We start from the raw sequence: 12,561 nt of genomic DNA, 5'->3' as shown, positions 1-12,561 counted from the left end.
ATGAAGATATAGGGCACGGCACCTTACAACGAACTGTCCGCCCCATGAAAAATTCGTAATGTAAGTTATCGGTGCAACATTATGGCGAAAGACGGCAATCGGATCACTTTCCGAGGATATCTTTCAACTGCGCCTCTTCATCCGCGTTCAAAGCGCTGCCGGTGGGCTTGCCGGCGCGGCGGCGCGCATAGACGGCAAGGGCCAATCCGCCTACTACGAAGAGCGCAATCGGCGCTCCCCAGAGGATGTATGTCTTTTCGCTCAAGCGCGGCTTGAGCAGCACGAACTCGCCATAGCGGGAGACGATATAATCGAGCACCTGCTGATCGCTGTCGCCATCGGTCAGGCGCTTGCGCACTAGCAAGCGCAAATCCCGCGCAAGATCGGCATTGGAATCATCGATGGATTGATTCTGGCAGACCATGCAGCGCAGCTCGGCCGAGATCGTGCGCGCCCGTGCTTCCAAGGCCGGATCGGACAGGACTTCATCGGGATTGACGGCGAAGGCGCCCATGGGCACCAGAAGCGTAACAAGGCAGAGAAGTAGCCGCATGGCGCCACGAAGACTGCGAATGCCGGCAACGTGCGATGTTAGCCGATTGCTGTTCATTCGGCCGGCTCCATCGCCGGACGAGCCGGTTTTGCCTTACGGCTCGGCGCGCCGACGCGCAGGCGACGATCGCTGAGCGACACGAAACCGCCGATAGCCATGATGAGCGCGCCCAGCCAGATGCAGAGAATGAACGGCTTCCACCAGATGCGTACGACCATGCCGCCATCCTTGCTGACGTCGCCGACCGACACATAGAGCTGGTTGAGGCCGAGCGTGAGAATGCCGGATTCGGTTGTCGCCGTGCGGCTTGCTGTAAATACGCGCTTGGCGGAGGACATTTCCGCAAAGGCAACCCCACCACGACTGACGGTGAAGTGGGCGCGATCCTCGGTGAAATTGGGACCTATGCCCGGCCGCACGCCGTCAAAGCGCAGGCTGTAGCCGCCAAGCTCAGCCATCTCGCCCGCCTTCATGCTGGTGATATGTTCCGCCTCGAAGGTCGTCACTGTGACAATGCCGAGCACGCTGATGCCGAGGCCCGCATGGGCAAGTGCGGTGCCGAAGGCCGAGCGCGGCAGCCCGCTGAGGCGGCGCCAGGCGACATCCGCTGCCACCTTGCCGACGCCGGCGCGATACCAGAGATCAGCCAAAGCGCCGAAGAGCAGAAAGAAGCCGGCGGCGAGGCCAAGAATAGCCAGCACCGGTCCGCCATGCTTGATGTAGAACAGAACAAGGCCGGCCAGAAAGGCGAGGCCAGCAACCACATAGAGCCTCTGCAGCGCGCCGAGCAGGTCGCCGCGCTTCCAGGCGAGCAGCGGCCCGAACGGCACGGCGATAAGGATCGGCGTCATCAACAATCCGAAGGTCATGTTGAAGAAGGGCGGCCCAACGGAAATCTTGTCGCCCGTCAGGGTTTCGAGCGCCAGCGGATAGAGCGTGCCGGTCAAAACCGTACCACAGGCGACCGTGAGGATCAGGTTGTTCAGCACCAGCGCGCCCTCGCGCGAGATCGGCGCAAACAATCCGCCGGCAGCAAGCCTCGGCGCGCGCAGCGCGAAAAGCGACAGGGCCCCGCCGATGAAGATCAGAAGAATGCAGAGGATGAAAATGCCGCGCGTCGGATCGCTGGCGAAGGAATGGACAGAGGTCAGCACGCCGGAACGCACGAGGAAGGTGCCGAGCAGTGACAGCGAAAACGTCAGGATTGCCAGCAGTACCGTCCAGATCTTCAGGGCGTCGCGCTTTTCCATGACCAGTGCCGAATGCAGCAGGGCCGTGCCGGCGAGCCAGGGCATGAAGGAGGCATTTTCCACTGGATCCCAGAACCACCAGCCGCCCCAACCAAGCTCGTAATAGGCCCAATAAGAACCCATGGCGATGCCGAGCGTCAGGAAGCTCCAGGCAGCGAGCGTCCAGGGGCGGACCCAACGCGCCCAAGCGGCATCGATGCGACCTTCCAGAAGCGCGGCGACAGCAAAGGAGAAGCAGACGGAGAAGCCGACATAGCCGAGATAGAGCAAGGGGGGATGGATCGCCAAACCGATATCCTGGAGGACGGGATTGAGATCCTTGCCCTCCGCCGGCGCTGGGTTGAGCCGAATAAAGGGATTGGAGGTGAGCAGAATGAAAACCAGAAAGGCCGAGGAGATCCACGACTGCACGGCCAGTACATTGGCGCGCAGCACATCTGGCAGATTGCGCCCGAAGAGCGCAACGAACGCGCTGAACAGCGCCAGGATCAGCAGCCAGAGCATCATCGATCCCTCGTGATTGCCCCAGACACCGGAGATCTTGAAGATCAGCGGCATCAGCGAATGGGAGTTGGCCCAGACATTGAGAACAGAGAAATCGGAAGCGACATAGGCATATGTCAGCACGCCGAAGGAGAAGGCGACCAGCAGGAACGTGACGATCGCGCCGACCGGAGCGATATCCATCATCGACACGTCGCCACGCCTCGCGCCGATTACGGGAAGGATGGAGACAATGAGCGCCGTCGCGAGCGCCAGCACAAGAGCATAGTGTCCGAGCTCGATGATCATCGGGTGGCCTCCTCGCCTTTCCAGACGCCATCAGCCTTCAGCTTGTCGGCGACCTGTTTCGGCATATAGCGCTCATCATGCTTGGCGAGCACACTGTCGGCAACGAATACGTCACTGCCCGCCTCGAACTTGCCTTCGGTGACGACTCCCTGCCCTTCGCGGAACAGGTCCGGCAAAATGCCGTCATACTTGACCTTGATCGTGTCGGTGCCGTCGGTGACCGAGAATTGAACCTGCGTTCCCTGACCGCGCACGATCGAGCCTTCACCGACGAGGCCGCCCAGGCGGATCAGCGTCCCCGCATTGACCGGCGTCTTGGCGAGATCCGCCGGCATATAGAAATAGGCGACCGACTGGCTGAAGGCGAACAGCACGAGCAACACGGCGGCGGCGATGAAACCCATGCCGCCTGCGATCACAGCAAGACGTTTCTGCTTGCGGGTCATTACTGCTTTACCTCCGTCGGCAGTCCCAATTCCTTTGCCAGCGCCAGAAGCTGCTGGCCCTCCCCTCCATTGGGCGGAAAGGCTGCCAGGCCGCGCTTCAGCGCATCCGCTGCACGCTCCCGATCCTTCAGCACCGCATAGGAGCGGATCAACCGCATCCAGCCTTCGAAATTATTCGGATCGTCCTTGAGCTTGGCATCGAGACTATCAACCATACCACGGATCATCTGCTGGCGGTCGCCGCTGCTCAGCGCATTGGCCGCCGCCACGTCCTCCGCCGTCGGGTTGCCCGGTGCCTTGTCGCTCGTCGATGCCATCGGCTGGCCGCCATTCTTGACGATGTGTTGATCGACAACAGCAAGCCAAGGCGCGTCAGGCGGCGATTGTCTCGCGAGAGCCTCGAAAGCGGTCTTCGCATCGGCTGCCTTGCCCTCTTGCTCCAGTGCCAGCGCCAGATAGAAAAGCGTGCGCGGATTGGCGGCATCGAGCGCCAGCGACTGTTGCAGCACCTCGCGTGCCTCCGCCGTGACTATGCCATTGGCCTTGACGACCAGCACCTCGCCCAGATCGCCAAGCCGCGCCGCATTTGGCCCCAACAGATGGATGACATTGCGATAGGCGAGCTCTGCATCCCCGATTCGATTGGTCTTGAAATAGATGGGCGCCAGGACTTCCCAACCCTTGGCATCATCGGGATTCTTGGCCAGATGCTGCTCGATCTTGACGATCGAAATGGCGAGATCGTTTCCTGGCTTTTCAAGTCTTGCTTCCAGCGGCTGCGCCGGCAGGCCGGGATCGCCATTGATAAGATAGAGACAGAGACCAACGGCCGGAAGAAGGACGATGATGAAAGCTTGAGCAAGTCGATAACTGCTACGCGCGGGCGATTTTGCTACCGTCTTCTCGTCCTTGGCAGCAGCTATGAGACGCCGTCCGATTTCGGCGCGGGCATAGTCTGCTTCCTGTGCAGAGATGAGACCGCCGGCAAGATCGCGCTCCAGTTCACCAAGCTGATCGCGATAGACCTCGGCCTCTCCGGAACGACGATCTTCTACCTCCTTCGCACCACGCAGAAGAGGATAGAGCAGCACAGCGCCGACAACCGCCGTAAGAACGGCCACGAGAATCCAGAACAGCATAGACGCCCAATACTTTAATGGGGCGCTTATTCCAATCAGGAAAGACCATCTGACGAAGATTTGAGGCGTTTGGCCGCGCCTTTCAGTGCAGACGCCTATTCAAGCGGCGTCCATGTGCCGTCGTCATTGCGGCAGGCCGCGCCCCTTGCTGTCGTCGGCTTGCCGTCGATAGTGACGGTATGCGTATATTGCCGGCAGTTCTGCGAGCCCACCTGGTAAGGCGCAGCGGGGACAACCTCGCCGCTTGCATTCCTGCCCTTCCATGCCACAGGTTGGCCGAGAGGTGAGGTTTCGAGGGCACGATATTCCGCTTCCAGCGCACGCTGTTTGTCGTTGTCACTGAGCTTGACGCCAGTACGCCCGACGATACCACCATCAAGAGCATTGATGAAGGTTGCGGAGGCCGGGGGCTTCGCCGACGAAAACAGGCTCTTACTGCCCCCCAGGCCGCTCGTCGTCGAGCAACCAGAAAGCGCAAGTGCGGCAAAAAGAGAGGGAATGACCAGAAAAAAGGTACGAAGCTTCATACAACCGAACCAGTATCAAAAAGCAAAACCATAGGTACTGCGCTGCGGTATCATCATGACCCACAACGCCTTTTTGGCATCATGCCGTCCCTCACGCAACATCCTTCGTCAGGCCCGGCAAAATTAGGCTCGCCCGAAGCCCGCCCCAGCTGCCTCGGGAGAGTTCGAAACGGCCTTGATATTCATTGGTGATCTCGCTGACGATCGAAAGCCCAAGCCCCGTGCCGGGCTTGCTCTCGTCCAGTCTGCGCCCGCGTTTCATGGCTTCGCGGATCTGATCCGGCTCCAGCCCGGGGCCATCGTCCTCAACCACCAGTTCCACCCAGTGGCGCCGCGCCGGATCGATGCCCTTGACCTCGGCCGGCGCCTCGTTTGCAACCAGACGCACCTTGTGTTCGGCAAAGCGGGCGGCATTTTCGAGGAGATTGCCGACCGTCTCTTCGAGATCCTGCTGCTCCATGGCGAGCGCCAGATTGGGCGAGACGGAGAGTTCGAACTCCTTGTCGGCGTTCAGCCGCCGCATTACGCGAACAAGCCGTTCCAGCGCCGGCTCGGCCTCGGTGCGTGCCAGCACGGATTCGCGCTGGGCGGCGATGCGGGCGCGATTGAGGTAGGATTGCACTTGCCCCTGCATCGCCTCGGCCTGGTTCTTCACCAGATCGCCATGCGAGCGCTCCAGGACACGGGATTCATTGAGGAGAACCGCAATCGGTGTTTTCAACGAGTGCGCAAGATTGCCGACCTGCATGCGAGCGCGCTCGACGATACGCCTGTTGCTGTCGATCAGCGCATTGATCTCATTGGCAAGCGGCAGGATCTCACGCGGAAAATCGCCCTGCAGACGCTCGCTTTCACCAGCGCGGATGCGCCCCAGTGCCGCGCGGGCCTTATCGAGAGGCTTCAGACCGTAGAGAATGGCGAGCGCATTGACGATCAAGCTTCCGACGCCGAAGCCGACCAGCGCGAAATAGAGACTATGGGAGAAATTGCGGACATCATCCTCGACCACGGCCACATTCCCTGTCACGCGAAATCGAGCCGCATGGTCCGTATCGAACTGGACTTCCGTTTCAGCCACCTGCACGCGGTTTCCGAAGGCGTCGGTGACGCTATAGTAGCGCTCGTAATTCTTGTCGAAAGGCGCTTCCAGCACGGATAGAACCGGCAGGTTCGAGGCGCCGAGCGACGACGAAACCAAAGGGGTTGACGTATAGGTGCCGAGCGGCTCGACAATCCAATACCAGCCGGTCTTCGGCTGCGAAAAACGAAGATCTCCAAGCTGCGGGCTGCCTGACAGCGCACCTTGATCGCCGATCGTCACCGAGTTGATGACATTATAGAGCTGGGCGCGCAACAGGTCCTGAAAGCCGCGCTCGGCGCTCTTGCGGTAGATATCGGAGATGACGAGGCCGATCACCACCAACGCCACTGCAGACCAGAGTGTAGTCAGCAGCAGGACGCGAGCGGTGAGCGACTTAATTCGCATTGGTCGGAGCTTGGATTCTGTAACCAAGGCCGCGAACCGTTTCTATCAGGTCAACACCCATCTTCTTGCGCAAACGACCGACAAATACCTCGATCGTATTGGAATCGCGATCGAAATCCTGGTCGTACATATGCTCGACCAGCTCGGTGCGTGAGACAACCTCGCCCTTGTGGTGCATGAGATAAGCAAGCAGCCGATACTCATGAGACGTAAGCTTGAGCGGCTTGCCGTCCACGGTCGCCTTCGAGCTCTTGGTGTCCAAGCGCACCGGACCGCAGACGATTTCCGAGGAGGCGTGGCCGGCGGCGCGGCGGATGAGCGCGCGGATGCGGGCGAGCACTTCCTCGACATGGAATGGCTTGGCGACATAATCGTCCGCGCCGGCATCGATGCCTGCCACCTTGTCGCTCCAGCGATCGCGGGCGGTCAAGAGGAGCACCGGTACGGTGCGTCCAGCGCCGCGCCATTTCTCAAGCACCGTGATGCCATCCATTTCAGGCAAGCCGATATCGAGGATGATCGCATCGTAAGGTTCGGTATCGCCGAGGAAATGCCCCTCCTCGCCGTCTAAGGCGGTATCGACCACATAGCCTGCCTCCTTTAAGGCTTCAGCGAGCTGGCGGTTCAGGTTGATATCGTCTTCGACTATGAGAATGCGCATCTCTAAATCCAATTTCCCCGGTTCGAAAAACAGTACCGCAAATCGTGCTGCAGTGGAATCACGGAAACAATAAGATTTCGTGTAAGATTCAAGGCTTTAGGTTGGCACCAAAATGTGCCGGGATCACATCGGCACCTTCATCGTCACCTTGCGCGGACGCTGGCCGTTACCCTGCACAAGGACAGTGATGATGCAGCTATCGCCGGATGGTTGTACCGAGAGAAGCTGTCCGCCGGTCTTGGCGACCACCTCGTCAGCGGCCTCGCTGCAATCGCTATTGGCGCGCGCGACCATGGTCGACGTCGGCGCTGGCGCCGGCAAAACAGACGAGCCGGCCAGGACGAGGGCCGCTGCTGCTATGCTTGAAAATGAGGCCATGCTTCAGACTTCCCGCAGGGATATGAACTTGGCCGATTATTTACCCAAACACGTCTGAATGGCAAATGAATGGGCTGTAATTTTGAGCTTATAAGGCTTAGAGGTCACTAAGCCGATGCGCCAACCGATTGAAATCGTTGAACAAGTGCTCGCAGCCTCATCACAACGGCAACCGGCTGCCGCCTCAGAACGCCATGTCGATACAATCTATCGGCGATATCCGCCACTCATTACATCATCCGGGTTAGCAGGCATCATGATAGAGACTGCAGCTTAACCATTTTTAATCATTCCAGCTTATCATCTCCTCATGGATGCGACATGAGCCGTCGCCTTCCCGAGGCCAATACAACCGGCCGGCAAGCGTCTTGTCGAGACAAGGCGTTGTGATTTCCTTGAGCCCTTTGAATCACTTGCCGCGATCCCCTCTCAAGTTGAGTCCGGAGCTTTAAAAGTTGATTCAAGAACCTCAAGCTGAGAATCCGGTAGACGACAATCCGGTTTCGCTTGCGTGCTCAATCCGTTGAAAGGGTTGATGGGGGGCCTCAATGGCATCCGCCCTCAGAAAGATTCGCGGACGGCTGTCGCCGTCTCGTAGTCTGCCGCAATACGCATTTCGCGCAATGGACGAACGCGCTCGATGGAGCGCCGGTAATTCGGATGAGCCTTGTAAGCTGCCAATGCCGCCTCGTCGTCGAATTCGCCGTAAACCACGAGATCGACTTCGGTTCCGAGCTGATCAGTCTTGACGTTCGTGCCGATCTCCAAAAGCCGGGCGTGCGGAATGGAGGTGAGGATCGAGAGGCCGGATCGGACCTCTTCAAGCTTAGCGCGATCGGGAACAGTGAAGAAGACGATATGACGGATCACGCGGCGGCTCCTTATATATGCGAGGCACGGGCGCGATACCATGTGGGCAGGCTCAATTCAATAAACTCACGGCTCTTCCATCGCGATGCCGGAAACGAGGAGGTCGGAAGACTCTTCCGCCAGGCCTGACGGAATCAGCGCCGAAATCTATGGCTTTGCCGGAGGATTAGGCATCATATCGTCCTCGACGGTCAGCGGCCAATCGACGACATAATCCTCGAAATCGTCAAGATCGACATCATTCTCGCTAACGGTGCGCCCTTGAGCGGAAACACCGGCGAGATGCACCGTTTCCGAATCGCCCGAGATCAGTGGATGCCACCAGTAGAGATCGCGGCCCTCGTTGACGAGGCGGTAAGCGCAGGTGGGCGGCAGCCACTCCAGCGCCGGAACCTTCTCAGGCGTCAGTTGCACGCAATCGGGCACGAAATCCCAGCGGTTCGGGTAGCTGGTGCAACGACAGCTTTCGCCATCCATGAGCTTGCAGCGGATCGAGGTAAAATAGACGTCGCCGCTATCCCAGTCCTCGAGCTTGTTGAGACAACAGAGGCCACAGCCATCGCACAGGCTTTCCCATTCCGACGGGCTCATCTCTGCCAGGGTCTTACTTTTCCAGAAAGGCACTTCGTCTGTCATCGTCTTCGTCCTCGCCACCCGTGAGGAATTCGGGCTGCGGCATGCATGTCTCTTGTTCTTTTCTCTAAATCAACCAATTATTCAATTAGCCGTTCTATGAGATAATGGGCTTTGCGTGTGCCACAAGGAGACACGCTGCAGTAATGTGGTCGGGAAGTAGAGCGTGGAAGACCCATCCAATCCAGAAAACGGGCCGAAGATGGAGCCCGAGACGCCAAGGGATAACGGGGCTGAAAAGCCGCGGCGTCGCAAGCGCTATTTCTTTTTGCGCCTCGATTCCTGGATCGATTCCACTTTGTGGAATGCTGGTTTCGGTCTCGCCCAGGCATGGGAGGAGATCACCATCTTCTCCCGCCGCTTCCGCGTTCGCGGCTGGAAACGTATCTTCTTCGAGCTGCTCGGTGAAGGCCTGACGCTGGGAACAGCCGGTTCCGTGGTCATGCTGATGCTCGCCATGCCCGCCTTCGAGGCGACGCAGGGTGACTGGCGCAACCGCGGCAATTTCGCCGTCACCTTCCTCGACCGCTACGGCAACGTCATCGGCCATCGCGGTATCATTCACGAGAATTCCGTACCGGTCGACCAGCTGCCGGATTATTTCATCAAGGCGGTGCTGGCGACCGAGGATCGGCGTTTCTTCGATCATTTCGGCATCGACGTTATCGGTCTATTCCGCGCAGTCACCGTCAATGCGCAGGCCGGCGGCGTCGTCCAGGGCGGCTCGACGTTGACGCAGCAGCTTGCCAAGAACATCTTCCTCAGCAACGAGCGCTCCATCGAACGCAAGGTCAAGGAAGCCTTCCTGGCGATCTGGCTTGAGGCCAATCTCTCCAAGAAGGAGATCCTGAGCCTCTATCTCGACCGCACCTATATGGGCGGCGGCACCTTCGGCGCGGCGGCGGCGGCGCAATTCTATTTCGGCAAGAGCATTACCGACGTCAATCTGGCGGAAGCCGCAATGCTCGCCGGCCTCTTCAAGGCGCCGGCAAAATATGCGCCGCATGTCAATCTGCCAGCGGCGCGTGCCCGCGCCAACGACGTCCTGTCCAATCTCGTGCAGAGCGGGCTGATGACGGAGGGACAGGTTGTCGCCGCGCGGCGCAACCCGGCTTCCGTGGTTGACCGCGCCCAGATCGAATCCCCAGATTACTTCCTCGACTGGGCCTTCGATGAGGTACAGCGGCTCGCGACCCGCTTCCCCGAGCGCTCGCTGATCGTGCGCACAACCATCGATATGGGACTGCAGAAGGCGGCGGAGGATTCGGTTCAATCGAGCCTGATGGAGTTCGGCGAGCGCTATAAGGCCAAACAGGGCGCTTCCGTTGTCATCGAAAACGGCGGCGCTGTGCGCGCCATGGTCGGCGGCAGCGACTACGGCGAAAGCCAGTTCAACCGCGCGACCAAGGCACTGCGCCAGCCCGGTTCGTCCTTCAAGATCTATACCTACTCGGTGGCGATGGAGAACGGCATGACGCCGACATCCACCATCGTCGATGCGCCGATCAGCTGGGGCAACTGGAGCCCGCATAACTACGAGAACCGCTACGAAGGCAAGGTGACGCTCACTCAGGCGCTGACGCAATCGATCAACACAATCCCCGTACGACTTGCCAAGGAGAAATTCGGCATTCAGCCGATCCGTAACATGGCCAAGGCCATGGGCGTGGAAACACCGATCCGCAACGACAAGACCATTCCGATCGGCACTTCGGAAGTGACCGTCCTCGACCAGGCGACGGCCTATGCGGTCTTCCCCGCCAACGGCATGCAGTCGCGCCGTCACGGCATCGATCAGATCACCGGCTATGACGGCAGGGTGCTCTACGATTTCAGCCACGACGAACAGCCAGCCAAGCGGGTTCTGAGCGAAAAAGCCACGTCCTACATGAACCAGATGCTGACGCAGGTTCCGGTGATCGGCACCGGCCGCAAGGCCGCCCTCGACAACGGCATCGTGGTCGGCGGCAAGACCGGCACGACGCAGGCCTATCGCGACGCATGGTTCATCGGCTTTACCGGCAACTACACCTGCGCCGTCTGGTTTGGGAATGACGACTATACCTCCACGAACAACATGACGGGCGGCACCCTGCCGGCCATGACGTTCAAGAAGATCATGGATTACGCCAATCAGGGAGTTGTGCTGAAGCCGATCCCCGGCATCGCCAACCCGTTCCCGGTGCAGAAACCACAAACGGTTGCCGCCAAGAAGCCTGCCGACCCCGCCAATAATAGCCTGCCGCCGCTGGTACGTCCGCGCTCGCTTTCGGTGGACTCCACGAATATCCTGCGCGATATCGGCGAAAGGCTGAAGGCCGCAACACCGCTCAGCGCGCAGAAAGTGGCAACGGCGGAACGTATTAACGTGACGCCGTCCGAGTAACTAATTCTGGGGAAAATAGATCGCGACACGATGTAGATAACGACAGCAAGCCTGCCTGCCAATCAAGGGATGAAAGCCGATATTTGGGCCACCCGCTGCCTTTCCCGATCTTCGTCATTGTTCTCACGACAGCCGTAAATAGTGGCTTGCCCTTCCCCCTACCGCCAGAATCAGGAATAAATCGGCACTGATTTGTCACGAGGACGATCTTAGGGTGTTCCGAGTTCCCCTTCTTGTTGCGCTTTCGCTTGTCATCGCCTTTGGCGGCGGAATCGTGTTTACGCTTCTGGCGCTCGATGCCACATCGGGCTTCGGCGCGATCAAGCTGGGCGCTTGGCAGGCTTTCCCCGAAATGCAAACGGCCGATGCCGACCCTTATGCGAAATCCCATAGAGCGCGTGCAGGACGGCTGCTCTATGGCACTGCCGAAGGGCTGGTATTCACCGCCTCCGATGACGATACCGGCGCGAGATTGACGGCCAGCTGCACCTACCGCATCAGCGGCCAGACGCCGCCGGCGAGACTATGGACCCTTTTCATCGCCGGCAATGACGGTCGGCCGATCGAAGATGCCGCCGCCCGCCCCTCCACGATCAATTCCTGGGTCGTGCTGCGCAAGCCGGATTCGACCTTCAATATCACCGTTTCATCCAACGCCCAGGCAGGCAACTGGCTCGCCTTGCCGCCGTCTGGCAATTTTCGCCTGGTATGGACGCTCCTGGATTCGCCGGCCGCCAGCAATTCCGGCCTGATCGATCTCGGCATGCCGAAACTCGAGAAGATCGGATGCGGCAATGTTTAGATTCGTCTTCGCGATCTTGACCGGCCTATTCGGCGCCGTCCTGCTGCATATCATCATCATCCTGTCACTGCCGCATTTCTCCGACCGGGACGCCTATACGCGCGTGTCTGACGAGGGCGACGAGAACCATTTCTATATGCTCGACAATAAGGACGATGATGCGGGGCTTTCCAATACCGATCCCTATATCCGCACGGCCGTCTGCGCTTTCGACATCGAGGACACCCCCGTTCACCTGACCGCGAAGGGCAAGGTGCCGTTCTGGTCGCTCGCCATCTATGACGCGGCATCCAACGAAGTGTTCAGCATGAGCGACCGCACATCGGTTGGCGGAGCTCTCGATCTGCTGCTTGCGTCTCCCGTTCAGCTGACAGGCATACGCAAATCACTACCGCCCGCCCTCGCCCAATCGATCCTAGTGGAAGTGCCGCGGGCTCAAGGCTATGCGGTGCTACGCACCATGGCGCCGCAGCCGAGCTTCGATGACGGGGCGCGAGAATTTCTCTCACAAGCCGGCTGCGATGAATTCGACAATGGCTGAGATATACTGAACGGAGAGCCGCCAATTAGGCGGCTGGAGCTGGATCGATCGGGATAACTGCCTATATGAGTACGGCCAGCCGGCAATAGAGCACGAG

Annotated in this window: 13 protein-coding genes; 3 read left to right on the top strand and 10 right to left on the bottom strand. The window is 59.4% G+C overall.

Annotation, left to right across the window (positions count from 1 at the left end; genetic code table 11):
- Positions 1-103: 103 nt before the first annotated feature.
- From ACYJRZ_RS10330 to ACYJRZ_RS10285, 10 genes are all read right to left on the bottom strand, one after another.
- Complete coding sequence (locus ACYJRZ_RS10330; protein WP_459458573.1) at positions 104-610, bottom strand: cytochrome c-type biogenesis protein; 507 nt, start codon at positions 608-610, stop codon at positions 104-106.
- Entirely contained in the window at positions 607-2,595 is a 1,989-nt protein-coding gene (locus ACYJRZ_RS10325) for a heme lyase CcmF/NrfE family subunit (protein ID WP_459458571.1), read from the bottom strand. Before ACYJRZ_RS10325 ends, ACYJRZ_RS10330 begins: the two co-directional genes overlap by 4 nt.
- The gene (ccmE, locus tag ACYJRZ_RS10320) at positions 2,592-3,041 is read right to left on the bottom strand and encodes a cytochrome c maturation protein CcmE (RefSeq protein WP_459458569.1); all 450 of its coding nucleotides are present in this window, start codon (positions 3,039-3,041) and stop codon (positions 2,592-2,594) included. Before ccmE ends, ACYJRZ_RS10325 begins: the two co-directional genes overlap by 4 nt.
- Entirely contained in the window at positions 3,041-4,180 is a 1,140-nt protein-coding gene (ccmI, locus tag ACYJRZ_RS10315) for a c-type cytochrome biogenesis protein CcmI (protein WP_459458567.1), read from the bottom strand. Before ccmI ends, ccmE begins: the two co-directional genes overlap by 1 nt.
- Positions 4,181-4,275: 95 nt before the next feature.
- Positions 4,276-4,707, bottom strand: a complete 432-nt coding sequence (locus ACYJRZ_RS10310) for a hypothetical protein (RefSeq protein WP_459458565.1) — start codon at positions 4,705-4,707, stop codon at positions 4,276-4,278.
- A gap of 91 nt (positions 4,708-4,798) precedes the next feature.
- Positions 4,799-6,193, bottom strand: coding sequence for an ATP-binding protein (locus ACYJRZ_RS10305; RefSeq protein WP_459458563.1), 1,395 nt, complete (start codon positions 6,191-6,193; stop codon positions 4,799-4,801).
- The gene (locus tag ACYJRZ_RS10300; RefSeq protein ID WP_459458561.1) at positions 6,183-6,854 is read right to left on the bottom strand and encodes a response regulator transcription factor; all 672 of its coding nucleotides are present in this window, start codon (positions 6,852-6,854) and stop codon (positions 6,183-6,185) included. Before ACYJRZ_RS10300 ends, ACYJRZ_RS10305 begins: the two co-directional genes overlap by 11 nt.
- A 123-nt stretch (positions 6,855-6,977) precedes the next feature.
- Positions 6,978-7,232 (bottom strand): hypothetical protein, encoded by a 255-nt coding sequence (locus tag ACYJRZ_RS10295; RefSeq protein WP_459458559.1) that lies wholly within the window; start codon positions 7,230-7,232, stop codon positions 6,978-6,980.
- A gap of 561 nt (positions 7,233-7,793) precedes the next feature.
- On the bottom strand, positions 7,794-8,102 hold the full coding sequence (locus ACYJRZ_RS10290) for a Dabb family protein (RefSeq protein ID WP_459458557.1): 309 nt from the start codon (positions 8,100-8,102) through the stop codon (positions 7,794-7,796).
- Positions 8,103-8,249: 147 nt separating this feature from the next.
- Complete coding sequence (locus ACYJRZ_RS10285; protein ID WP_459458555.1) at positions 8,250-8,738, bottom strand: YcgN family cysteine cluster protein; 489 nt, start codon at positions 8,736-8,738, stop codon at positions 8,250-8,252.
- A 163-nt stretch (positions 8,739-8,901) separates the two neighbouring features.
- Between ACYJRZ_RS10285 and ACYJRZ_RS10280 the strand changes: the two genes are divergently transcribed.
- The 3 genes from ACYJRZ_RS10280 (at position 8,902) to ACYJRZ_RS10270 (ending at position 12,464) form a co-directional block, all read left to right on the top strand.
- Complete coding sequence (locus ACYJRZ_RS10280) at positions 8,902-11,121, top strand: transglycosylase domain-containing protein (protein ID WP_459458553.1); 2,220 nt, start codon at positions 8,902-8,904, stop codon at positions 11,119-11,121.
- A gap of 214 nt (positions 11,122-11,335) precedes the next feature.
- Positions 11,336-11,923 carry a DUF1214 domain-containing protein gene (locus ACYJRZ_RS10275; RefSeq protein ID WP_459458551.1) on the top strand — a complete coding sequence of 196 codons (588 nt, stop codon included), beginning with the start codon at positions 11,336-11,338 and terminating at the stop codon, positions 11,921-11,923.
- The gene (locus ACYJRZ_RS10270) at positions 11,916-12,464 is read left to right on the top strand and encodes a DUF1254 domain-containing protein (RefSeq protein WP_459458549.1); all 549 of its coding nucleotides are present in this window, start codon (positions 11,916-11,918) and stop codon (positions 12,462-12,464) included. The genes ACYJRZ_RS10275 and ACYJRZ_RS10270 overlap by 8 nt, the downstream gene beginning before the upstream one ends.
- Positions 12,465-12,561 lie beyond the last annotated feature (97 nt).

The sequence above is a fragment of the Rhizobium sp. No.120 genome (assembly GCF_054558365.1).
Note: the sequence above shows the minus strand (reverse complement) of the source record. Positions and strands in the feature narration are given on the sequence as shown.

Bases quoted from the DNA above. Each gene is read 5' to 3' on its own strand.
- ACYJRZ_RS10270 (WP_459458549.1), top strand. From the start codon at position 11,916: ATGTTTAGATTCGTCTTCGCGATCTTGACCGGCCTATTCGGCGCCGTC.
- ACYJRZ_RS10285 (WP_459458555.1), bottom strand. From the start codon at position 8,738: ATGACAGACGAAGTGCCTTTCTGGAAAAGTAAGACCCTGGCAGAGATG.
- ACYJRZ_RS10295 (WP_459458559.1), bottom strand. From the start codon at position 7,232: ATGGCCTCATTTTCAAGCATAGCAGCAGCGGCCCTCGTCCTGGCCGGC.
- ACYJRZ_RS10330 (WP_459458573.1), bottom strand. From the start codon at position 610: ATGAACAGCAATCGGCTAACATCGCACGTTGCCGGCATTCGCAGTCTT.
- ccmE (WP_459458569.1), bottom strand. From the start codon at position 3,041: ATGACCCGCAAGCAGAAACGTCTTGCTGTGATCGCAGGCGGCATGGGT.
- ACYJRZ_RS10325 (WP_459458571.1), bottom strand. From the start codon at position 2,595: ATGATCATCGAGCTCGGACACTATGCTCTTGTGCTGGCGCTCGCGACG.
- ACYJRZ_RS10310 (WP_459458565.1), bottom strand. From the start codon at position 4,707: ATGAAGCTTCGTACCTTTTTTCTGGTCATTCCCTCTCTTTTTGCCGCA.
- ccmI (WP_459458567.1), bottom strand. From the start codon at position 4,180: ATGCTGTTCTGGATTCTCGTGGCCGTTCTTACGGCGGTTGTCGGCGCT.
- ACYJRZ_RS10300 (WP_459458561.1), bottom strand. From the start codon at position 6,854: ATGCGCATTCTCATAGTCGAAGACGATATCAACCTGAACCGCCAGCTC.
- ACYJRZ_RS10305 (WP_459458563.1), bottom strand. From the start codon at position 6,193: ATGCGAATTAAGTCGCTCACCGCTCGCGTCCTGCTGCTGACTACACTC.